Source organism: Pantoea sp. Cy-639 (assembly GCF_011752525.1).
In the GTDB taxonomy this organism is placed as follows: Bacteria; Pseudomonadota; Gammaproteobacteria; order Pseudomonadales; family Pseudomonadaceae; genus Aquipseudomonas.
Map to the genome: position 1 here is coordinate 73,547 of NZ_VWXI01000004.1, position 21,976 is coordinate 95,522.

23 protein-coding genes are annotated in these 21,976 nt (G+C 65.1%); 9 read left to right on the top strand and 14 right to left on the bottom strand.

Annotation, left to right across the window (positions count from 1 at the left end; genetic code table 11):
• Positions 1-61: 61 nt before the first annotated feature.
• Positions 62-1,120, bottom strand: coding sequence for an ABC transporter substrate-binding protein (locus tag F3J43_RS06590; protein ID WP_166884008.1), 1,059 nt, complete (start codon positions 1,118-1,120; stop codon positions 62-64).
• A 327-nt stretch (positions 1,121-1,447) separates the two neighbouring features.
• Between F3J43_RS06590 and F3J43_RS06595 the strand changes: the two genes are divergently transcribed.
• Positions 1,448-2,161, top strand: a complete 714-nt coding sequence (locus F3J43_RS06595) for a UTRA domain-containing protein (RefSeq protein WP_166884009.1) — start codon at positions 1,448-1,450, stop codon at positions 2,159-2,161.
• 26 nt (positions 2,162-2,187) lie between these two features.
• Here the strand turns inward: F3J43_RS06595 and F3J43_RS24280 are convergent, their stop codons facing one another.
• The 7 genes from F3J43_RS24280 to minC all read right to left on the bottom strand — a co-directional run bounded on the left by F3J43_RS24280 (position 2,188) and on the right by minC (position 8,811).
• The gene (locus F3J43_RS24280) at positions 2,188-4,326 is read right to left on the bottom strand and encodes a mechanosensitive ion channel domain-containing protein (protein ID WP_166884010.1); all 2,139 of its coding nucleotides are present in this window, start codon (positions 4,324-4,326) and stop codon (positions 2,188-2,190) included.
• A 44-nt stretch (positions 4,327-4,370) separates the two neighbouring features.
• Positions 4,371-4,541, bottom strand: a complete 171-nt coding sequence (locus tag F3J43_RS06605; protein WP_166884011.1) for a hypothetical protein — start codon at positions 4,539-4,541, stop codon at positions 4,371-4,373.
• A gap of 167 nt (positions 4,542-4,708) precedes the next feature.
• Positions 4,709-5,998 (bottom strand): M18 family aminopeptidase, encoded by a 1,290-nt coding sequence (locus F3J43_RS06610; RefSeq protein ID WP_166884012.1) that lies wholly within the window; start codon positions 5,996-5,998, stop codon positions 4,709-4,711.
• 139 nt (positions 5,999-6,137) lie between these two features.
• Positions 6,138-6,773: an RluA family pseudouridine synthase gene (locus F3J43_RS06615; RefSeq protein ID WP_166884013.1), complete on the bottom strand. Its 636-nt coding sequence runs from the start codon at positions 6,771-6,773 to the stop codon at positions 6,138-6,140.
• Positions 6,774-6,888: 115 nt separating this feature from the next.
• Positions 6,889-7,143 (bottom strand): cell division topological specificity factor MinE, encoded by a 255-nt coding sequence (gene minE, locus F3J43_RS06620; protein WP_134689299.1) that lies wholly within the window; start codon positions 7,141-7,143, stop codon positions 6,889-6,891.
• Between the two features lie 3 nt (positions 7,144-7,146).
• The gene (gene minD / locus F3J43_RS06625; protein WP_110736460.1) at positions 7,147-7,959 is read right to left on the bottom strand and encodes a septum site-determining protein MinD; all 813 of its coding nucleotides are present in this window, start codon (positions 7,957-7,959) and stop codon (positions 7,147-7,149) included.
• 96 nt (positions 7,960-8,055) lie between these two features.
• Positions 8,056-8,811, bottom strand: coding sequence for a septum site-determining protein MinC (minC, locus tag F3J43_RS06630; protein WP_166884014.1), 756 nt, complete (start codon positions 8,809-8,811; stop codon positions 8,056-8,058).
• Between the two features lie 100 nt (positions 8,812-8,911).
• Here minC and F3J43_RS06635 point away from each other — a divergent pair, with 100 nt between their 5' ends.
• Positions 8,912-9,847 (top strand): lipid A biosynthesis lauroyl acyltransferase, encoded by a 936-nt coding sequence (locus tag F3J43_RS06635; RefSeq protein WP_166884015.1) that lies wholly within the window; start codon positions 8,912-8,914, stop codon positions 9,845-9,847.
• Positions 9,848-9,935: 88 nt separating this feature from the next.
• Positions 9,936-11,078: a patatin-like phospholipase family protein gene (locus F3J43_RS06640; protein WP_166884016.1), complete on the top strand. Its 1,143-nt coding sequence runs from the start codon at positions 9,936-9,938 to the stop codon at positions 11,076-11,078.
• 70 nt (positions 11,079-11,148) lie between these two features.
• Here the strand turns inward: F3J43_RS06640 and F3J43_RS06645 are convergent, their stop codons facing one another.
• Complete coding sequence (locus tag F3J43_RS06645) at positions 11,149-11,964, bottom strand: MlaA family lipoprotein (RefSeq protein ID WP_166884017.1); 816 nt, start codon at positions 11,962-11,964, stop codon at positions 11,149-11,151.
• Positions 11,957-13,255: a lipid asymmetry maintenance lipase MlaY gene (gene mlaY, locus F3J43_RS06650; RefSeq protein ID WP_166884018.1), complete on the bottom strand. Its 1,299-nt coding sequence runs from the start codon at positions 13,253-13,255 to the stop codon at positions 11,957-11,959. The genes F3J43_RS06645 and mlaY overlap by 8 nt, the downstream gene beginning before the upstream one ends.
• Before the next feature lie 216 nt (positions 13,256-13,471).
• On the opposite strand from mlaY, the gene F3J43_RS06655 reads away from it, so the two are divergent.
• Entirely contained in the window at positions 13,472-13,828 is a 357-nt protein-coding gene (locus F3J43_RS06655) for a hypothetical protein (protein ID WP_166884019.1), read from the top strand.
• A 23-nt stretch (positions 13,829-13,851) separates the two neighbouring features.
• Here the strand turns inward: F3J43_RS06655 and F3J43_RS06660 are convergent, their stop codons facing one another.
• Complete coding sequence (locus F3J43_RS06660) at positions 13,852-15,387, bottom strand: glycoside hydrolase family 17 protein (protein WP_166884020.1); 1,536 nt, start codon at positions 15,385-15,387, stop codon at positions 13,852-13,854.
• Between the two features lie 253 nt (positions 15,388-15,640).
• Between F3J43_RS06660 and F3J43_RS06665 the strand changes: the two genes are divergently transcribed.
• The 3 genes from F3J43_RS06665 to F3J43_RS06675 all read left to right on the top strand — a co-directional run bounded on the left by F3J43_RS06665 (position 15,641) and on the right by F3J43_RS06675 (position 18,648).
• Complete coding sequence (locus F3J43_RS06665; protein ID WP_502706599.1) at positions 15,641-16,483, top strand: glycine betaine ABC transporter substrate-binding protein; 843 nt, start codon at positions 15,641-15,643, stop codon at positions 16,481-16,483.
• Between the two features lie 192 nt (positions 16,484-16,675).
• On the top strand, positions 16,676-16,987 hold the full coding sequence (locus F3J43_RS06670) for a DUF485 domain-containing protein (protein ID WP_166884022.1): 312 nt from the start codon (positions 16,676-16,678) through the stop codon (positions 16,985-16,987).
• A complete protein-coding gene (locus tag F3J43_RS06675; protein ID WP_166884023.1) occupies positions 16,984-18,648 on the top strand; it encodes a cation acetate symporter in 1,665 nt (554 codons plus the stop codon). The genes F3J43_RS06670 and F3J43_RS06675 overlap by 4 nt, the downstream gene beginning before the upstream one ends.
• 61 nt (positions 18,649-18,709) lie before the next feature.
• Here the strand turns inward: F3J43_RS06675 and F3J43_RS06680 are convergent, their stop codons facing one another.
• Positions 18,710-18,862 carry a DUF3309 family protein gene (locus F3J43_RS06680; RefSeq protein WP_166884024.1) on the bottom strand — a complete coding sequence of 51 codons (153 nt, stop codon included), beginning with the start codon at positions 18,860-18,862 and terminating at the stop codon, positions 18,710-18,712.
• Between the two features lie 207 nt (positions 18,863-19,069).
• On the opposite strand from F3J43_RS06680, the gene F3J43_RS06685 reads away from it, so the two are divergent.
• Positions 19,070-19,879 carry an SDR family oxidoreductase gene (locus tag F3J43_RS06685; RefSeq protein ID WP_166884025.1) on the top strand — a complete coding sequence of 270 codons (810 nt, stop codon included), beginning with the start codon at positions 19,070-19,072 and terminating at the stop codon, positions 19,877-19,879.
• Positions 19,880-20,001: 122 nt separating this feature from the next.
• Positions 20,002-20,214, top strand: coding sequence for a carbon storage regulator (locus F3J43_RS06690; RefSeq protein ID WP_166884026.1), 213 nt, complete (start codon positions 20,002-20,004; stop codon positions 20,212-20,214).
• Positions 20,215-20,418: 204 nt separating this feature from the next.
• Here the strand turns inward: F3J43_RS06690 and F3J43_RS06695 are convergent, their stop codons facing one another.
• Positions 20,419-20,646 (bottom strand): YheU family protein, encoded by a 228-nt coding sequence (locus F3J43_RS06695; RefSeq protein ID WP_166884027.1) that lies wholly within the window; start codon positions 20,644-20,646, stop codon positions 20,419-20,421.
• Between the two features lie 76 nt (positions 20,647-20,722).
• The gene (locus tag F3J43_RS06700; RefSeq protein WP_166884028.1) at positions 20,723-21,907 is read right to left on the bottom strand and encodes an osmoprotectant NAGGN system M42 family peptidase; all 1,185 of its coding nucleotides are present in this window, start codon (positions 21,905-21,907) and stop codon (positions 20,723-20,725) included.
• Between the last annotated feature and the right edge of the window lie 69 nt (positions 21,908-21,976).

The following is a 21,976-nucleotide window of genomic DNA, read 5'->3' on the forward strand; positions in this document are numbered from 1 at the left end:
ATCCTGCAGGAGCGGCCTTGTGGCGCGATGGGCTGCGCAGCAGCCCCGGGAGGGTAGAGCCTTATTCCATCTCGATGATCACTTGCTCCTGCCACTTCTGCGGCAGGGCCTTGGAGGTCGCTTCCCAAGCCTCGGCGTTCTTGATCGGCTGGGCCGCCTTGTACTGCTCGTTGGGCAGCAGCTTGGCCTGGACCTCGGCCGGCAGCTTCAGGTGCTCGGCGCGGATTGGCCGGGCATGGCCGATGGCCAGGTTGGTCTGGCCGGCATCGCTGAAGATGTACTCGCGGGCCAGCTTGGCCGCGTTCGGATGCTTGGCGTACTTGTTGATGAGGGTGGTGTAGCCCGAGGTGACCGAGCCGTCGGACGGAATCAGTACTTCGAAGCGTTTCGGATCGATCTGGTCGCGATAGCTCAGGCCATTGAAGTCCCACACCACGCCGACTTCCACCTCGCCTTTCTCGAGGGTCTGGATGGTCGGGTTGGCCAGCGACAGGCGCTTCTGCTGGGCCAGCTTGGTGAACAGCTGCAGACCCGGTTCGATGTTGCTTTCGTCGCCCTTGTAGGCGATGGCCGCGGCGAGCACGCCATTGGCGGCCTGGGCCGCGGTGCCGACGTCACCGATGGCGACCTTGTACTTGCCCTTCTCCAGGTCGTGCCAGCTGCTTGGGCGCTCGCCTTCCTTGACCAGGTCCTTGTTGATGATGAAGGCGATGGTGCCGGTATAGGCCAGCGCCCAGTGGCCGTCCTTGTCCTTGGCCCATTCCGGGACCTGGTCCCAGGTGCTCGGCTTGTACGGCTGGGTCACGCCCTTGGTGGCGGCGATCGGCCCGAAGGCGGCTCCGACGTCGCCGATATCGGCGCTGGCGTTGTCCTTCTCGGCGTCGAACTTGGCGATTTCCTGGGCCGAGCTCATGTCGGTGTCGCTGTGCTTGAGGCCGTATTGCTTCGCCAGGTCTTCCCAGGTGCCTTTCCAGTTGGCCCAGGCATCGGGCATGCCCACGCTGTTGACGGTGCCCTCCTTGCGGGCGGCCTCTTCAAGGGCTTTGAGGTCCTGGGCCATGGCCGAAGTGCAAAAGGCGATGGCCGAGCCGAGCAGTGACGCCATGAACAACTTTTTCATCCGAAGCTCCTTGGGTGGGGTGCCTTGCTGTCGTTGTTATGAGGAAATCCGTGCCTGCCAACCGTTGGTCTAGGTCAGCAAACCTCGAGCCAAAGTAGGCCTGTTGCGTGACAGTTTGATGTAAGGGAAGGGGGGCGAGGCCAGGCTGGAGGCCCTGGAAATACAGCGTAGACCACATCGAAAGCCTTGAACTGCGTGGGCTGGCCCGGATCTGGCAGGTGTTCTTGGGCGGCTTTGTCACAGGATGTTCATCGGCCTTGCCTAGGCTTTCAGCCATCTCCACATGCCCTGTTCTGGGGCTGGACTAGTCCAGATAGGTAACCTTTGATGCAAGCGACGCCACCGCGTGCGGTAACAGCCATCTGCCACGCCCTGCAGGAGCAGATCGAACACGGCCTGCTGGCTCCGGGTGGCAAGCTGCCGGCCGAGCGCAGGCTCAGCGAGGTATTCGCCACCACCCGCATCACCTTGCGCGAGGCACTGGTGCAACTGGAGGCCCAGGGGTTGATCTACCGCGAGGAGCGGCGTGGCTGGTTCGTCGCGCCAGAACGGCTGACCTATGACCTGATCGAGCGTAGCCATTTCCACGCGATGGTCCGTGAACAGGGGCGGGCGCCCAGCACCGAGCTGCTGTCGGCGCGCTTGCAGCCGGCGCCGGCGGCCATCTGTGCGCGCCTGCGCCTGCCGGCGTTGTCCAGCGTGGTGCGCATCTGCCGGCTGCGGCGGATCGATGGGCGGGCGGTGCTGTATGCCGAGCACTACCTGAACCCGCGTTATTTTCCCGGGATTCTTGCATTGGACCTGGCCCAGTCGCTGACCGAGGTCTATGCGCGGGAATACGCCATTCATTACGGGCAGGTGTGCTTCGAGATCCTGCCGACGGCCTTGCCGGCCGAGGCGGCGGCGGCCCTGAAGGTGTCGGCGGGCAGCCCCGGGCTGCATATCACCCGGGTCAACAGCGACCAGCACGGGCACCTGATCGACTGCGACCTGGAGTATTGGCGGCACGATGCGATCCGTATCCGTGCCGAGGCGGGGTAGGCCGCTCCTGCTGGGGACAGTGCGGGCTATTCAGCGGCAGCGCCGCCCCCGGCCGTCACCACCTGCACCGACAGGCGCGGCGTCGCCAGGTCGAGCCCGGCTTCATCGAGCTGGCGCTTGAGCGCCAGGTTGAACGCCCGCGACACCTCCCACTGCTTGATCGGTGCGGTCTTGAACCGCGCCCGCAGGACCGCCGACCCCGACTCGAAGCTCTCCACCCCTTGCAGTTCCAGCGGCGACCAGATATTGCGACGCATCAGCGGGTCGTTGCGCAGTTTCTGCCCGACCTCGCGAATCAGCGTGATGGCCTGGTCGATGTTCATGCTATGGGGAATCGCCACGCGGAAGATCGCATAGCCGAACTCGCGGGAGTAGTTCTTGATGCTCTTGATCTCGCTGAACGGGATGGTGTGCACGATGCCGTCGATATCCCGCAGGCGCACGGTGCGGATGGTCAGGCCCTCGACCGTGCCGAGGTGGCCGCCGACATCGACGTAGTCGTCGATGGCCAGCGAGTCCTCGATGATGATGAACAGTCCGGTGATCAGGTCGGCCACCAGCGACTGGGCGCCGAAGCCGATGGCCAGGCCGATGACACCGGCACCGGCCAGCAGTGGGGTGACGTTCATGCCCATGTTGGCCAGGGCGACGATCACCGCGATGATGAAGATCACCACGAACATCACGTTGCGGATCAGCGGCATCATGGTCTGCGCCCGGGCGTTGGCCAGGCCGCGGCGCGAGCGCACCAGGGCGTGGTGCACGGCGGTGTCGGCGAGGATCCACACCAGCCAGGCGACGATCAGCGTGCCGGCCAGGCCCAGCAGGCGCAGGCTGACCTCGTGGCCGTCGCCCTCGGCGAAGCTGATCATCGACAGGCCCCACACCCGCAGGCCCAGTTCGATGAACACCAGCCAGATGAGCAGGTGCACCAGCAGGTAGCCGAAGTTGCGCAAGCGTTCGGCGTACACCGCCTGGCGCTTGTTGGCGCGCTTGGGGCTGGCGGCGTGACGGCGCACCAGGCCGTTGAGCACCATGCACACCACCACCAGCACCGTGCACATCAGTGACTGGCGCAAGGCGGTGCTGGTGTCGCCGGCGGAGACGAAGGTGGCGAACAGCGAGATCGCCACCAGTATCAGCGCCGGGATGTACCAGAAACTGCCGAGGATCTCGATGGTGTCGCTCAGGGTGCGCCGGGTCAGGCGCCGCGACAGCGGCTGGTTGCGGATCAGGTGGGCGATCGGTCGGCGGAAGCGCAGGATGAACAGGCCGGTGCACAGTGCCGCCACCACGTTGGCCAGGGTTGCCAGGGCGTGGGCGAGGTGGCTGCCCAGGGCGGTGGTCATGCGTGGGTCGCTCATCGCCTCGCCGAAGGCGGCGAAGCTGCCGATCAGCCACAGCGGACGGAACGCCTGGTGGCGCAGGATGTGCAGGGCGCGATGGCGATGGGGGCCGTCGAGCAGCGAGAAGGCAATCACGCAGATCGCCGAGAACAGCGTGCCGACCACCAGCGCGTAGGCCAGCACCATGGCCATCGACTTGCCCAGCGAGGAGGGCAGGGCGAAGCTCAGGTAGACGGTGAATACCAAGGCCACCAGCCAGGGGCCGAGCTTGCGCAGGGCGAAGCGCACCAGGTCCCAGGTGCGTGGGTGTTGCGGCAGTTCCTCGGTCAGGCCGAACCGCACCCGCACCCGATGACCGATCCAGTTGAAGGCGTAGGCCAGCAGGCTCCACACCGCGATCACGCCGGCGAAGCCGAACAGGATTGCTGGCCACTGGTGCACCGGGACCACCAGCGCGGCCAGTTCGTCCTGGGCCTGGTCGATTTCCTGCGACCAGCGCTTGAACGGGCTGGCGTCGCCGCTGAACTGTTGTTCGAAATCGTTCAGGGCGCCGCCGATCAGGCCGAGCACGCCCTGTTCGACGGTGGGTTGGGACTGCTTGGTGGCATCACGCAGCTTTTTCAGGTCGGCCAGCAACTTGGCGCGTTGCTGGTCGTTCTCCAGGTTCTTGATCACCTCGTCCAGCGACTTGCCCAGCGGCTCGCTGGCCTCTGGCTGGGCGGGGGCGCTGGAGCCGAGCAGGCCCGGCAGGCCGGCGGCGTGCACCGGGGTGACGAACAGGAGGAACAGCAGCGTGATGCAACGAAGGAGGGCAGGCACCGGAAAATCTACCTCAGGTCAAACGATTGCCCGAGTGTAGAGGTTTATGAAGGGAGTTTCTCCAGGATCTTCCAGCAGGTCAGACCGAAGATGCCGAGGGTACCGATCCACATCATCAGTACGCCGACATTGCGCTCGCGCATGCTGAAACCGACGGTCAGCAGCATGAGGAACAGGAAAACCGGCACGAACAGTGACAGGAACGGCGATGACATGGACAGGATCCTTCTGTTTTCGGGGGCATGTATCAAGCATAGCGGCTTGTGGGCGAAGCGGCTTGACCAGGGGCAGTTGTCAGGCGAGTCGCTTGGCAAGCCTCCACCGCGAGCCGGTATCCACGTCTGGCGGGTACAGGCTCGCGGGGGCGTCTGGCGACAGGCTGTCAGGGCAGGTCGCGGCTGCGGTAGAAGGCGGTGAGTACCTTGACCAGGTGTGCCAGGTCGTGGCTGCCGCACAGTTCGCGGATCGAGTGCATGGCGAAGGTCGGCAGGCCGATATCGACGGTGCGCACGCCCAGGTGGCTGGCGGCGATCGGACCGATGGTCGAGCCGCAGCCCATGTCGCTGCGCACCACGAAGCTCTGCACCGGCACTTCCTCGGCCATGCACAGGTGGCGGAAGAAGCCGGCGGTCTCGCTGTTGGTGGCGTAGCGCTGGTTGTTGTTGACCTTGATCACCGGGCCGGCGTTGAGCTTGGGCCCATGGTTGCCGTCATGCTTGTCGGCGTAGTTGGGGTGTACGCCGTGGGCGTTGTCGGCCGAAACCATCAGCGAGCGCTGGATGGTGCGCACGTAGGCATCGCCGTCCGGCAGCAGGCGCTGCAGGGTCTGCTCGAGCATCGGGCCGTCGGCGCCGCAGGCCGAGCAGGAGCCGACTTCCTCGTGGTCGTTGCACACCAGCACGCAGGTCTCGTCGCTGTCGGCGGCCAACAAGGCCTGCAGGCCGGCATAGCACGACAGCAGGTTGTCCAGGCGCGCGGCGGCGATGAAGTCGCCGTTCAGGCCGATCAGCGCGGCGTCCTGGGTGTCGTAGAAGCTCAGCTCGTAGTCGAGCACCACGTCGGCGTTGAGTTCGTGCTCGCGGGCCAGTTGCTCGGTGAGCAGGGCGCGAAAGTCGATGCGCTCGTCGCCCGCCACCTGGGCCAGGATCGGCGGCAGTTCGTTCTGCGGGTTGATCGTCCAGCCTTCGTTGGCGGTGCGGTTGAGGTGGATCGCCAGGTTGGGGATCACCGCGATCGGCAGCTTGAAGTCGATCAGCTGGCTTTCGACCTTGCCGTCGCGACGGAAGGTGACCCGGCCGGCCAGCGACAGGTCGCGGTCGAACCAGGGGGCGAGCAGGGCGCCGCCGTAGACTTCGACGCCCAGTTGCAGGAAGCCCTGGCGCTGTAGCTCGGGTTGCGGCTTGACCCGCAGGCACGGGCTGTCGGTGTGGGCGCCGACCATGCGGATTCCGCTCATCAGCGGCGAATGCTTGCCGAGCTTGATGGCGATGATCGAGGAGTCGTTGCGGGTCAGGTAGTAGCGACCGCCGGGCACCGTGGCCCAACTGTCGCGCTCGTCCAGGCGCTGGTAGCCGGCGGCCTCGAGGCGTTGCGCGAGGCTGGCGGTGGCGTGGAAGGGCGTCGGGGAGGCCTTGAGGAATTCGATCAGGCCGGCGTTCAGGGCATCGCGCATAAGTCACTCCAGACAGCAGTGGCGCGAGTTTAGCGCAGTTGGTCGGGAATTTGTGCGGGCGCCATCGCCGGGCAAGCCCACGCTCACGCCGGTATCAATCTCCGTGGGCGCGGGCTTGCCCGACGATGGGCCTATGGCCTCAAAACGGTGCCGGGCACTCGAACTTCAACCGCTGCCCGGACACCGGGTGGGTGAAGCTCAGCATCGACGCATGCAGGCACAGGCGCTCGTGGGCGGCCAGCGCCTCGGGGTTGGCGTACAGCCGGTCACCGAGCAGCGGATGGCCGATCGACAGCATGTGCACGCGCAACTGGTGCGAACGTCCGGTGATCGGCGTCAGTTCGACCCGGCAATGGTCGGCACAGCGTTCGACGATGCGCCAGAAGGTCAGCGCGTGCTTGCCCTGTTCGTGGTCCACCACGTGGCGTGGCTTGGTCGGCGGGTCGTAGCGCAGCGGCAGGTCGATGCTGCCGCTGTCCAGCTGCGGCTGGCCCCAGCACAGTGCGGTGTAGGCCTTTTCCGTCTCGCGGTCGTGGAACTGGCGCGATAGCTCGCGGTGGCTGTCGGCGTCGCGGGCCAGCAGGATGATGCCTGAGGTTTCCCAGTCCAGGCGGTGGACGATCAGGGCGTCGGGATAGCCGTTGTCCTGCAGGCGGGTGATCAGGCAGTCCTTGTTGTCCTCGGCGCGACCCGGCACCGACAGCAGCAGGGTCGGCTTGTTGATCACCAGGATGGCGGCGTCTTCGTGAAGGATCTGGATGTTCGACAGCGGCATGTTTACAGGGTCTCTGTACAAAGCATTGTGGGAGCGGGCTTGCCTCGCGACGGCCATATAGCGGCAATCGCGGGGCAAGCCCGCTCCCACAAGGTAACCCTGAGCGACTGAGGGATCAGCGCTCGGGCAGGGTGATGTTCAGCTCCAGGATCGAGCAGCTGCCCTGGTTTTCCAGTTCGATCTGCACGTCATCGTTGCCGATATTGACGTACTTGCGAATGACTTCGACCAGCTCTTTCTGCAGGGCCGGCAGGTAGTCCGGGGTACTGCGCTGGCCGCGCTCGTGCGCCACGATGATCTGTAGACGCTCTTTCGCTACCGACGCGCTGCTCTGTTTCTGTCTGCCACGAAAGAAGTCAAAAAGGTTCATGGTTTATTTGCCTCCAAACAGGCGCGCGAAGAATCCTTGCTTCGGCACTTCGATGAACCGCAGCGGCTTTGGCTTGCCCAGCAGGCGGTCGACGGTGTCGCTGTAGGCCTGGCCGGCATCGCTCTGGTCGTCGAGGATGACCGGGATGCCCTGGTTGGAAGCCTTGAGCACGGCCTGGGATTCGGGAATGACACCCAGCAGTTCGACCGAGAGGATTTCCTTGACGTCTTCGACGCCCAGCATTTCGCCTTTCTCGACACGCTCGGGGTGATAGCGGGTGATCAGCAGGTGTTCCTTGATCGGGTCTTCGCCTTGCTCGGCACGACGCGACTTGCTGGACAGCAGGCCGATCATGCGGTCGGAGTCGCGGACCGACGAAACTTCGGGGTTGGTCACGACGATGGCTTCGTCGGCGAAGTACATCGCCAGGTGAGCGCCTTTCTCGATACCGGCCGGCGAGTCGCAGACGACGAAATCGAACTGCTCCTTGAGCTCCATCAGGACTTTTTCGACGCCTTCCTTGGTCAGCGCGTCCTTGTCGCGGGTCTGGCTGGCGGCCAGCACGAACAGGTTCTCGAGGCGCTTGTCCTTGATCAGGGCCTGTTGCAGGTTGGCTTCGCCATTGACCACGTTGACGAAGTCGTACACCACGCGGCGTTCGCAGCCCATGATCAGGTCGAGGTTACGCAGGCCGACGTCGAAGTCGACGATGACCGTCTTGTGCCCACGCAGTGCGAGGCCGGTACCGATGGCGGCGCTGGTGGTGGTCTTGCCCACTCCCCCCTTGCCGGAAGTAACCACGAGAATCTTGGCCAAGGTGTTTCACCCCTAAATAAACGGGACAGGCGTCCCTGCAAATACATGAAAATGGCAACAGGAAAAAGTTGCGCTAAAAATGCCGGCAAGTATCCGTTAAAGACGGGTGATGTTCAACACGTCGCCGGACAGGCTGACCTGCACGCCCGAGCCCCACAGCGGGTCGCGGCGCAGGTCTTCGCAGACCTTGTACTGGCCGGCGATGGAGACCATTTCCGCGGTCATCTGCAGGCAGAAGATGCGTGCCTTGGTATTGCCCTTGATTCCGGCCAGGGCACGACCGCGCATGGCGCCGTACACATGGATGTTGCCATCGGCGAGAAGTTCCGCGCCCGGGCTGACCGAGCCGGTGACCACCAGGTCGCCGCCCTGGGCGTAGATCTGCTGGCCGCCGCGCACGGTGGACGTGATGATCCGTGTAGGGCGCACCTCGGGCTCGGCAGGCACCGGCGGCGGGGCAGGCTCGGGTGGCTTCACCTCCGGTTCCGGCTCGACCGGCCGCTCGCGGGCACCGGACGGCGGCAGTACCGGCAGGTCGATGGCGATCGCCGCGGCGATGTCCTCGATGCGGCTGGCGCGCAGCGCCAGGGTGCGCAGGCCGTGGTGGCGGCAGATGCGCATCAGCCCGGGCAGGTCGATGGCGCCCTCGTCGCTGGGCAACTTGTCCAGGGCCAGCACCAGCGGGGTGTTGCTGAAGAAGTTAGGCGCCTGCGCCACCTTGGCCGCCAGCTGGCGGTCGAGGGATTCGAGGTCGTTGCGCGCCAGTTCCAGCACGGTGATGGCAAGCATGCTGCCCTTGAGCTGGAACACGGGGGCGTTGTCGGGTGTCTGGTTGAGGCTCATGGTCTGCATAGACGGCTTGTTGCGAAAAAAGTGCCCTGACTTATAGCGATAAGACCGTTTGCCCGCAACCGATGTAGAATGCCCGGCCCTTGTCTTGCCGGAAGTACCCATGGAACGCCCGCGTTTTCGACCCTCATTCCTTCACCCGCGATTCTGGGGCCTGTGGTTGGGCCTGGGCTTGCTGTGGCTGGTCGTCCAGTTGCCTTATCGCGTCCTGCTCGGGCTGGGGCGTGCCCTGGGCGCGGTGATGTACCGGGTAGCCGGCGAGCGTCGACGCATCGCCGCGCGCAACCTGGAGCTGTGTTTCCCCGAGCGTTCTGTCGACGAACGGCAACGCCTGCTCAAGGAAAACTTCGCTTCCACCGGCATCGCCTTCTTCGAGATGGCCATGAGCTGGTGGTGGCCCAAGGCCCGCCTGGCGCGCCTGGCGCATATCGAAGGCATCGAGCACCTGCAGGCCGCCCAGCGTGAGGGCGAGGGCGCGATCCTGATGGCCGTGCACTTCACCACCCTGGAGATCGGCGCCGCGTTGCTGGGCCAGGCCCATACCATCGACGGCATGTACCGCGAGCATGGCAACCCGGTGTTCGACTTCGTCCAGCGCCGTGGGCGCGAGCGCCACAACCTCGATTCGCTGGCGGTGGAGCGCGACGATGTGCGCGGCATGCTCAAGCTGCTGCGCAAGGGGCGGGCGATCTGGTACGCGCCGGACCAGGACTACGGCATCAAGCAGAGCATCTTCGTGCCGCTGTTCGGCATTCCGGCAGCCACTGTCACCGCCACCAGCAAGTTCGCCCGGCTGGGCAAGGCGCGGGTGATTCCGTTCACCCAGAAGCGCCTGGAGGACGGTAGCGGCTATCGTCTGGTAGTGCACCCGCCGCTCGAGGGCTTCCCGGGTGAGACCGAAGAGGCCGATTGCCTGCGCATCAACCAGTGGGTCGAGGGTGTGTTGCGTGAGTGCCCCGAGCAATACCTGTGGGCGCACCGGCGCTTCAAGTCGCGCCCCGAGGGCGAGCCGCGGTTGTACGACAAGAAGAACAGATGACAGCAATCGCGGGGCCAGCCCGCTCCCACGTAGATGCGCAGGGCGTGGGAGCGGGCTGGCCCCGCGATAGGAACTTCAGGGAGGAGCAATGCCCCCGACCACTGGTCTGATCCTCTCCGGCGGTGGAGCCCGCGCCGCCTATCAGGTCGGCGTGCTCGCCGGCATCGCCGAGCTGCTGCCGCCCGACGCCGCCAACCCGTTTCCGGTCATCGTCGGCACTTCTGCTGGCGCGATCAACGCGGTCAAGTTGGCCAGTGGGGCCACCCGTTTCAACGAATCTGTCCAGCAACTGACCCGCTTCTGGCAGCGCTTTCGCAGCGATCTGGTACTGCGCAGCGACTGGCCCGGGGTGATCCGCCAGGCCAGCCGCTTCGTCGGCCACAGTCTGCTGGGGCTCGGCAGCCACGTGCCGGTAGCGCTGCTCGATAGCCGCCCGTTGCGTCGTCTGCTGCACGAACACCTGGACCTCGACGGCATCGCCCACTCGCTGGCGGCCAATCAGTTGCGCGCGGTGGCGGTGACGGCCTTCGGCTACGAGTCGGGGCAGGCGGTGACCTTCTACCAGGGACGCGACACCATCGAACCCTGGCTGCGCCACCGACGGATCGGCATGCCCACGTCACTGAGCATCGACCACCTGCTGGCCAGTTCGGCAATCCCGCTGCTGTTCGCCCCGGTGCGCCTGGGCGAGGAATACTTCGGCGATGGCGCGGTGCGCCAGTCGGCGCCGATCAGCCCGGCCCTGCACCTGGGGGCCAGCCGTGTGCTGGTGGTGGGCGTCAGCGGCAACCCGCAACGCCCGGCGCCGCCGTTGCCAACCCAGCGCGTGTTCAGCGGCCAGCAGCCGAGCCTGGCGCAGATCGGCGCGCACATGCTCAACAGTACCTTCATCGACAGTCTCGAGGACGATATCGAGCTGCTGCAGCGGCTCAACCACCTCAGCCACCTGCTGCCCAGGCACCTGGACATCCGGCGCCTGGGCCTGGCGCCGATCGAGGTGCTGGTGGTGGCGCCCAGCCAGCCGCTGGACGAAATCGCCGCCCGTCACCGGCGCGAGCTGCCGGCGGCGCTGCGTCTGTTCCTGCGCGGCCCGGGAGCGACCAAGACCAGTGGCGCAGGGGTGCTGAGCTACCTGCTGTTCGAGGCGAGTTATTGCAGCGAGCTGATCGAGCTGGGGCGCAAGGATGCCTTGGCCAAGCAGCGCGAGCTGCGCCACTTCCTGGGGATCTGATGTGTTCGCATGGGGCTATTGCCGGGCCAGTTCGCGCCCATGAGTGGAGGCGAACTGGCCCGGCAATCAATCACTCGGCGATCTGCAGCTTGCGTGCCTGGGTATAGACGTAGCGCACCTTCTCGTATTCGAACGGCGAGTTGGTCTGGCCGTAGCGGAAGTTGGTGGTATAGCGCTTGTCCACCGCCCGTAGCACGCTGATCTCCGGATGATCGCTGGCATTGTCGGGCACATCCAGGTAGTTGATTTCCTTCTCGCCGACGTAGTCCACCACCAGCCCGGTGGTGTCGCGCAGGTTCGAGGGGCCGAGGATCGGCAGCATGATGTACGGCCCCTCCGGCACTCCGTAGAAGCCCAGGGTCTGGCCGAAGTCCTCGCTCTGCCTGGGCAGCCCCATGTGGGTCGCCGGGTCCCACAGGCCACCCACGCCGATGATGGTGTTGAACATCAGCCGCGCGGTGATTTCCGCCGAGCGCTTGGCCTTGAGCTGCAACACGCTGTTGAACAGGTTGGGGACATCGCCCAGGTTGCTGAAGAAGTTGCTCACCCCGGTACGCAGGAAGCTTGGAGTGACATAGCGGTAGCCATCGAGCACCGGCAGGAACACCCACTCGTCGAAGCGGTAGTTGAAGTGGTAGATGCGCCGGTTCAGCGACTCCAACGGGTCGTACACGTTCAGCGCGGCCAGCGTCGAGCGTTCGAATTCGCGCTGGTCGAGGCCGGGGTTGAATTTCAGTTCGCGCAGCGGATCGATGAAACCGTCGGGCTCCGCGGCCAGGGTGCCGACAGTGTCGGCTTCGACCGCGCTGGCACGCGGCGCGATCTCCTCGGCCAGGGCGTGGCCGCTGGCGAGCAGGGCAGTGACGAGCAGCAGTCTGTTAACCACGGAAGAACTCCAGCATGGCGTCGCTGTTGACGCGGTAGTTGAGGTTGCCGCAATGGCCACCGTGGGGGTACAGGGTCAGGCGGTCGCCGAACACCCGGCGCAGGAAACCGATGTCGCCGGGGCCGAGGATCACGTCGTCGGCGTTGTGCATCACGGCGATCTTCGGGTTGTCGTGCAGGTAGCCTTCCAGGGCATACAGGCTGACCTGGTCGATCAGTTGCAGCAGGCTGTTGCCGTCGGTGCGCGCGCGCCACATAGGGATCACCTGCTCGGTCAGGTAGCAGTCGAAATCGCACTGCAGGGCCCGCTTGAAGTACGGCGTGAGGCTGGTGCCCTCGGTGATCGGCAGTTTTGGCGGAATGATCAGGCCGCGGCGGTTGATCAGGTCGGAGGTGAAGGCGATATCGGCCGCCGAGAAGCGGAACGAGGTGCCGATCAGCATGGCCATCTGTTCGTTGGACAGGTGCTCGCGGGACTTCTGGAAGTCGTAGAGCAAGGCTTCGTTGAGGTCGATGTAGCCCTTGTCCTGGAAGTAGCGGGTGAGCTTCTCCAGCATCAGTTCATAGAACGTGGTGCTCTTGTCGATGCCTTTGACCCGGGTCTGCACCATCTTGTCGAGGTTGGTGATGGAGGTGTACAGGTTCACCGGTGGATTGAGCAGCAGCACGCGCTTGAAGTTGAAGCTGCGGCGGGTCTCGTCCAGCTGGCTGACGAACGCCGCATCCAGTGCGCCGAGGCTGTAGCCGGTGAGGTAGTAGTCGCTGACCGGCAGGCGCGGGTGTTGGGCGCGTACGGCTTGCATGACCCGGTACAGGTCCTCGGCGTCGTCGCGGCTGACACCTGGGGTGGCAAAGCGCGAGGCGGCGCTCATGAAGTCCCAACTGGTGGGCGAGGACAGTTGCACCACGTGGTAGCCGGCCTGGTAGAACAGCTTCTTCAGGTATTCGTTGATGCTGCTGGAATAGGGGGCACCGGTGCCGGCGATGAGGAAGATCAGCGGTGCCTGGTGGTCCTGCCTGGCCAGGCGGTAGCGCAGCTTCTTCACCGACCAGAAGTTGTCGGGCAGGGTGAACTGGCGCTCCGGGCGCAGGTTGAGGCTGTAGTCGGCCTGGTCGATGTCGTCGTCGCTGGGCAGCGTCGGGCGCTGGTCCGGCGGCGTGGTGGCGATGGTCGCCTCGAACGGGTTGGTCAACGGATAGCCGTAGCTCGCCGCGTCGATATCCCGCGCCGAAGCGGCCACAGCCATGAGCAGGCCACCGAGCAGGGCGGCGAGGCGCAAAGATCGAAGCATGTAGTCCCCCAAGGAAAACGCAAGGTCGTGCAGTACGCAGGCTAGGACCATGGCAGGACGGGCAAAGTTGCCAGCCGTTCATGCCTTTGTCGCGCCAGATGTTGCCGCGCCGGGCAACGTTTGTCTTGTGCAACATAGCTGCGAAGCGTTGATTTTGCCTTACAGCAGCCCTTGGGCGATCATGCGCGCTTTCGCTGAGCGCTATTGGAGAACCGGATGTCTCGTGGGTGGGCCGTGCCATTGTTGCTGGTATTGCTGCTGTTGTTGCTGGTGGGCAGCTATGGCGTGCGCTACCAGTTGATGGAGGAGGCCAGCTGGGTCGGTGTGTGCAGCACGCAGGGGGCGCCTTGGCCGTGCGAGGTGCGTTCGCTGCTGGGACTGGCGATCCACCACCAGGTGATGGCCTGGGCTGCCTTGGGCCTGGCACTGCTGGCCCAGTTGCTGCGAGGACCAGGCGGCAAGTGGCTGGCGGGGCTGGCGCTGGTGTGCGGGGTTCCGGCGCTGGTGTTGTACACCGCGAGCATCGCGGCGTTTGCGCTGGTATTGGCGGGGTTGCGTCTGGTCAGGTCCTGAGCTGGCCTTGACCTGCGCTGGCGTCATGCCTGGCGCAGTCTGAGGCTGCGCCACAGCGCCCCGACCATCAGCACGCTGACCAGTGCCCAGCCCCAGGCCTGCTGGTTGGCCAGCCCCTCGTGCCACAGCTGGGGCGCCACCCCGGCGCCGATGATAAAGGCCAGCAACGCCACCTCTGCCCGACGCGCCGGCACCGGGCGCAGCAGGTAGACCAGCGCCGGCAGCAGCAGCGCCGCGCTGGGGAAGCTGCGATAGCGCGGGTCGAACACCATCGCCAGCATGCTCACCGCCGCCGCGAACCCTGCCGCCAGCAGCCAGGTACCGGCGTGCGCCTCGAGCCAGGCAAACCCGCGCTGGCGCCAACCTTCGCGACGGGCCAGCGCCAGTGCGCCATGGGCCAGCACCAGCAGGTTCAGGCCCGCCAGCGCCACCGCCCACAGCCATTCCCCGGCGAAACGGGCATTGCTGCGCATCAGCTCGCCCCATAGGCCCAGGCTGCCGGCACCCAGCGCCGCCAGCAGGGGCAGCAGCAGGGCGGCCCGGGCATTGGCCGGGCGCCCGGCCAGGGCCAGGGTGGCTAGCGCCAGCAGTGCGCTGGCCAGCAACCATTGGCGCCACAGGGCCAGGTTGCTCACCGGCCCTTCGAGTACGCCCTTGTCCTGGCGGTCGGCGTCGTACAGTCCCCAATAGCCGCCTACCGCGCCTTCGCTGGCGCGCTTCCACGGCTGGTCGAAGGCCTCGATCAGGTTGTAGTGCCAGCCATTGGCCTCGGCCAGGGCGACGAAGCCGCGGATGAAGCGCGCTTCGTTGACCCGGCTCGGCAGCGCCGTTTCACGCTGGCGGCCTTCGCTGGGCCAGCCGGTCTCGCCGATGAGGATGTCCTTGGGCGCGAAGCGGTTGCCGAACACCCGACGCACGTCGGCGACGTGGGCCAGGGCCGCGTCGATGCCGCGAGGCTCGTCTTCCCAATAGGGCAGCAGGTGGATGGTGAGAAAGTCCACCGCCGGTGCGATCTGCGGGTGTTGCAGCCAGAACTCCCAGACATCGGCGTAGGTCACCGGCACCGAGACCTGCCGTTTCACCTTGCCGATCAGCGCGGCCAACTGGTCGCCGGTGACCTCCTTGCGCAGCAGGGTCTCGTTGCCGACGATCACGGCGCTGACCACGTCCGGGTTGGCGTTGGCCGCAGCGATCAGCAGCTCGATTTCCTTGCCGGTGTCTACCGGGTTGGCGTTGACCCAGGCACCGAGCATCACCTTCAGCCCGTGCTTGCGTGCCAGAGCGGGAATGGCTTCGAGGCCGGTCATCGAATAGGTGCGGATGCACTGGAAACGCTCGGCCAGCAGGGCCAGGTCAGCGTCCATGCGTGCCGGGCGCAGGCGAAAGGGTTGGTCGAACGGCGACTGGTCCTTGTCGAACGGTGTGTAGGAGGCGCATTGCAGCTTGTGCGTCGGGCTGGCGGCGTCAGGCAGGTGCACGGGCTTGCCCAGGCCGTACCAGAAGGCAGCGAGGCCGAGGAGGGCGAGCAGGCAGGCGAGCAGATAGGTGGTGCGGAACATCGGGCGGTCCATCGTCGAATTCAGGAGCCGGGGCTGCGCAGCAGCTCCAGGGGCCAGTGATAGTAGCCCGACGCCAAGCCTTTGGCATGCAAGGATCGCGCAGATCCACGACAGACGATGGCGTTAATGGCACAGTGCTGTCGCTGATCGCTGGGTGAAGGTCGTTGACAGAGCAGGTCGCCGGGAGGGGCAGGTCGATGATGCAAGTTCCAAGACCTGACGAGGGGATGCATCGATGGCGACCATTACAAGAATGCGACGTTTCCTGGGGGTGGGCACCGCCCTGGTGCTGGCCATGAGCACGGCGCAGGCCATGGCCAAGGAAGTGAGCATCGGCTACGTGGACGGCTGGTCCGACAGCGTGGCGACCACCAACGTGGCAGCGGAAGTGATCAGGCAGAAACTCGGCTACGACGTCAAGCTGCAGGCCGTGGCCACCGGCATCATGTGGCAGGGCGTGGCGACCGGCAAGCTCGATGCCATGCTCTCGGCCTGGCTGCCGGTGACCCACGGCGAATACTGGGCCAAGAACAAGGACAACGTGGTCGACTACGGCCCCAACTTCAAGGACGCCAAGATCGGCCTGATCGTCCCCGAATACGTCAAGGCCAACAGCATCGCCGACCTCAAGACCGATGCGAGCTTCAAGCAGAAGATCGTCGGTATCGATGCCGGCTCCGGGGTGATGCTCAAGACCGAGCAGGCGATCAAGGACTATGACCTGACTGGCTACAAGCTGACCGCCAGCTCCGGCGCGGCGATGACTGCCGAGTTGGGCCGCTCCTACGCCAAGCAGCAGCCCATCGCCGTGACCGGCTGGGTGCCGCACTGGATGTTCGCCAAGTGGAAACTGAAGTTCCTCGAGGATCCGAAGGGCGTGTATGGCGCGGCCGAGACGGTCAACAGCATCGGCAGCAAGGAGCTGGCGGGCAAGGCGCCGGAAGTGGCGGAGTTCCTGAAGAAGTTCCAGTGGCAGTCCAAGGACGAGATCGGCGAGGTGATGCTGGCGATCCAGGAAGGGGCCAAGCCGGAAGTGGCGGCCAAGGACTGGGTGGCCAAGCACCCGGAGCGGGTCAAGGAGTGGACCGGCAAGTAACGCCTGGCCATCACGCCCCAAGCCCGCGTCCATGGCGCTCATGGACACGGGCTTGGGCGGCGGTGCCATCACGGTTGTTACCGATTCTGTAAAACACCGTTGCATCTAATACTAAGGTCGTCTGGTTGGCGTCCAACGGCAGCATAAAGTGGAGTCGGGTACTCCCTAATCTGTGCTGCTAGGACAAAAACAATGAACGACAGCATTTACCTCTCGATACAGAACAGTCCGCGCTTCAAGGAACTGGTCACCAAGCGCGAGCGCTTCGCCTGGATCCTCTCGGCGATCATGCTCGGCCTCTACTGCGCCTTCATCCTCCTCATCGCCTATGGCCCGCACCTGCTCGGTGCCAAGCTCAGCCCTGGCTCGTCGATCACCTGGGGCATTCCCCTGGGCGTCGGCCTGATCATCTCGGCGTTCGTGCTCACGGCCATCTACGTGCGTCGCGCCAATGGCGAGTTCGACGAGCTGAACAAGGCGATCCTCGAGGAGGCCAAGCAATGATCCGACACGTCAAAGCCCTGGCTGTCCTGGCCTGCGGCGCTTTCGCACCCGCCGTGTGGGCCGCCGATGCGCTCACCGGCGAGGTGCACAAGCAGCCGTTGAACGTATCGGCGATCGCCATGTTCGTGGCCTTCGTCTGCTTCACCCTGGGGATTACCTACTGGGCTTCCAAGCGCAACAAGTCGGCCTCCGACTACTACGCTGCCGGTGGGCGCATCACCGGTTTCCAGAACGGCCTGGCGATTGCCGGCGACTACATGTCGGCGGCCTCGTTCCTGGGGATCTCCGCGCTGGTGTTCACCTCGGGCTACGACGGCCTGATCTACTCCATCGGCTTCCTGGTCGGCTGGCCGATCATCTTGTTCCTGATCGCCGAGCGCCTGCGCAACCTGGGCAAGTACACCTTCGCCGACGTTGCCTCGTATCGCCTCGGGCAGAAGGAGATCCGCACCCTGTCGGCTTCCGGCTCGCTGGTGGTGGTGGCCTTCTACCTGATCGCGCAGATGGTCGGCGCGGGCAAGCTGATCCAGCTGCTGTTCGGCCTGGACTACCACGTCGCGGTGATCCTGGTCGGTATCCTGATGTGCCTGTACGTGCTGTTCGGCGGCATGCTGGCGACCACCTGGGTGCAGATCATCAAGGCGGTGCTGCTGCTGTCCGGCGCCAGCTTCATGGCGTTGATGGTGATGAAGCACGTCGGCTTCGACTTCAACACCCTGTTCTCCGAGGCGATCAAGGTGCACGCCAAGGGTGAGGCGATCATGAGCCCGGGCGGCCTGGTCAAGGACCCGATCTCGGCGTTCTCCCTGGGCCTGGCGCTGATGTTCGGCACTGCCGGCCTGCCGCACATCCTGATGCGCTTCTTCACCGTCAGCGACGCCAAGGAAGCGCGCAAGAGCGTGCTGTACGCCACCGGCTTCATCGGCTACTTCTACATCCTGACCTTCATCATTGGCTTCGGCGCGATCCTGCTGGTCAGCACCAACCCGGACTTCAAGGACGCCACCGGCGCCCTGCTGGGCGGCAACAACATGGCGGCGGTGCACCTGGCCGATGCCGTGGGCGGCAGCATCTTCCTCGGCTTCATCTCGGCGGTGGCCTTCGCCACCATCCTTGCAGTGGTCGCCGGGCTGACCCTGGCCGGTGCCTCGGCGGTGTCCCATGACCTGTATGCCAGCGTCTGGCGCAAGGGCAAGGCCAACGACAAGGACGAGATCCGTGTGTCGAAGATCACCACCGTCGCCCTGGGCGTGCTGGCGATCGGCCTGGGCATCCTGTTCGAGAACCAGAACATCGCCTTCATGGTCGGCCTGGCCTTCTCCATCGCTGCCAGCTGCAACTTCCCGGTGCTGCTGCTCTCGATGTACTGGAAGAAACTGACCACCCGCGGCGCGATGATCGGCGGCTGGATGGGCCTGATCAGCGCGGTGACGCTGATGGTCCTCGGCCCGACCATCTGGGTGCAGATCCTCGGGCACGAGAAGCCGATCTACCCGTACGAGTACCCGGCGCTGTTCTCGATGATCATCGCCTTCGCCGGTATCTGGTTCTTCTCGGTCACCGACAAGTCCAAGGCTGCCGAGGACGAGCGCGCGCTGTTCTTCCCGCAGTTCGTCCGCTCGCAGACCGGCCTGGGAGCCAGCGGCGCGGTCTCGCACTGATCCTTTCGTGGTTGAACGCCAACGCCCCGGCCTGTGCCGGGGCGTTGGCGTTTTCATGAGGTCATATGCGCCCCAGCAGCACCAGGATCAGCAGGACCACCAGCACCACGCCGACGATACCGGACGGGCCGTAGCCCCAGGCGCGGGAGTGAGGGAAGACCGGTAAGCCGCCGATCAGCAGCAGAATCAGGATGATGATGAGGATCGTGGTCATGGCGGAGTCCTTGCGTGATGGAAGGGCCGGGAGCGCACGATTGGGCGCTTACTGTTTCCGACTGGTGGCCTGGCGCAAAGATTCAATCGGCTTGCTGGAGGTGTCAGCCATTGCGGATAGCGCCTCATTCAGCAAGCTGATGCCGCAGCGCCGCCGAGCGGGTTCTGGCTAGACTCCAGCCCATTCCCACTGTTCAAGGCGCCACACATGCACAACCGAATGATGATCACCGGCGCCGGTTCGGGCCTGGGTCGCGAGATCGCCCTGCGCTGGGCGCGCGAGGGCTGGCAGCTGGCGTTGGCCGACGTCAACGAGGCGGGGCTGCGAGAAACCCTGGAGCAGGTACGCCAGGTGGGTGGCGAGGGCTTCACCCAGCGCTGCGACGTGCGCGACTACAGCCAGCTCACTGCCCTGGCCCAGGCCTGCGAAGAGAAGTTCGGCGGTATCGATGTGATCGTCAACAATGCCGGCGTGGCGTCGGGTGGATTCTTCGCCGACCTGTCCCTGGAGGACTGGGACTGGCAGATCGCGGTCAACCTGATGGGCGTGGTCAAGGGCTGCAAGGCGTTTCTGCCACTGCTCGAGCGCAGCCGTGGGCGGATCATCAACATCGCCTCGATGGCGGCGCTGATGCAGGGGCCGGGCATGAGCAACTACAACGTCGCCAAGGCCGGGGTGCTGGCGCTGTCGGAAAGCCTGCTGGTGGAGCTGCGTCAGGTGGAGGTGGCGGTGCATGTGGTGTGCCCGTCATTCTTCCAGACCAACTTGCTCGATTCTTTCCGCGGTCCGGATCCGGCAATGAAGGCCCAGGTCGGCAGGCTGCTGGAGGGGTCACCGATCAGCGCCAGCGATATTGCCGAGTACATCCATGCCCAGGTCGCGGCGGGTGAATTTCTCATTCTGCCCCATGAGGCCGGGCGTCAGGCTTGGCAGTTGAAGTGCCAGGCACCTCGGCGGCTCTACGATGAAATGGCCGAGATGGCGGTGAAGATGCGGGCGAAATCACGTCACAGATAGGCTTTGTCTGTAGGAGTATTTACCGCCAAATGTAGGCCTGATCTGTTTGTCTGTGGAGCCGTTGTGTAGGTCATGGCTACCCGGGCAGTCTCCGATTTTCCCTTGAGCTGGAGGATCGGAGCATGTTGGTAATCGGGCGACTAGTCGGCGAGGCGATCGTCATCGGCGACGACATCAGGATCGAGGTGATGTCGTTGGAGGGGAAAGAGGGGAGGCATGTCCGGTTCGGCATTACAGCACCCCTTGAGGTGACGGTAGACCGTTCCGAGGTGCACCAGAGGCGGATCAAGGAACAGAAACTGCGGGCCGAAACGACCTGCTCGGTTCTACGCTGAGGTGCGATTCACCTTAGGCGATCATGCTGTCTTCCTGACTGCTGCGCTGGTGCACAGGAAGACAGTGCCGTAGGTCTCATCGCGATCACCGGCAAATCCGGCGCCAGGCATCGCATCGCGGGGCAAGCCCGCTCCCACGTTATTCCTGTGAGTCAGGGCATCACCTCAGCAGCGGGCGGGCCAGTGTGGTGACGTTGCTGTCGCCTATTCCAGCAACTCCTTCGGCACTTCATGCCGTGCCAGCAACTGGCACTGCTGGCTTTCCATATCGAACAGAATGAACGCCTGCCCCTTGGCCAGCGCCTGGCGAACCCGCAGCACGCGGGTTTCCAGCGGGGTGTCGTCGCCGTTGTCGGTGCCATCGCGGGTAACGAAGTCTTCGATCAGGCGAGTCAGGGTTTCGGCTTCCAGTTGGTCGTGGGGGATCAGCATGGTCAGGGCAACGGTGATGGGAATGGCTGCATGCTACGTGAAATCGGTCGCCATGCGCAGTGCTGCGCCTCGGCGCTCAGCCCTTGTTGCCTACCAGGCTGTCCACTGCCGGCACCCGGGTATCGCTTTCCATCTGCGTGTCGTGTTCCAACTGGTGACTGAAACGTTCGAGCGAGGCGCTGGCAGGCTGCGAGTCGCTGGCGAACACCGGGGGGCTCAGCAGGTAGCCGGCCAGTAGCCGGCTGAGGGCCGACAGGCTGTCGATGTGGGTGCGCTCGTAGCCATGGGTGGCGTCGCAACCGAAGGCTACCAGGGCGGTGCGAATGTCATGCCCGGCGGTCACCGCCGAATGGGCATCGCTGAAGTAGTAGCGGAACACGTCGCGGCGCACCGGCAGGTCCTGGTCGCCGGCCAGCTTGAGCAGGTGGCGTGACAAGTGATAGTCGTAGGGGCCGGACGAGTCCTGCATGGCCACGCTCACCGTGTGCTCGCTGGAGGCCTGTCCCGGGGCGACCGGGGCGATGTCGATGCCGACGAACTCGCTGACGTCCCAGGGCAGGGCGGCGGCGGCACCGGAGCCGGTCTCCTCGGTGATGGTGAACAGCGGGTGGCAGTCGATAAGCGGCTGGCGGCCACTTTCCACCACGGCCTTGAGCGCGGCCAGCAGGGCCGCGACCCCGGCCTTGTCGTCCAGGTGTCGGGCGCTGACATGACCACTTTCGGTGAATTCGGGCAGTGGGTCGAAGGCGACGAAGTCGCCGACGGCGATCCCCAGCGCCTCGCAGTCGGCGCGGGTGGTGCAATAGGCGTCCAGGCGCACCTCCACATGCTCCCAGCTGATCGGCATCTGGTCGATGGCGGTGTTGAACGCATGCCCGCTGGCCATCAAGGGCAGCACGCTGCCGCGAAACACGCCGGTGTCGGTGAACACGCTGACCCGGCTGCCCTCGGCGAACCGGCTCGACCAGCACCCCACCGCCGCCAGGGCCAGGCGGCCGTTGTCCTGCAACTGGCGCACGCTGGCGCCGATGGTGTCCAGGTGCGCCGAGACCGCGCGATCGGGCGAGTTCTGGCGCCCCTTGAGGGTGGCGCGGATAGTGCCGCGGCGAGTCAGTTCGAAGGGAATGCCCAGTTCGTCCAGGCGTTCGGCGACGTAGCGCACGATGGTGTCGGTGAAGCCAGTGGGGCTGGGGATGGCGAGCATCTCCAGCAGGACCTTTTTCAGATAGTCGAGATCGGGTTCGGGGTGTCGTTCAGGCATGGGGGACTCCTCGATGCATCAGGGTTGCTGCATTGGGCGCGCGATGCGGCCAAGCGCCGGTCTTGCCAG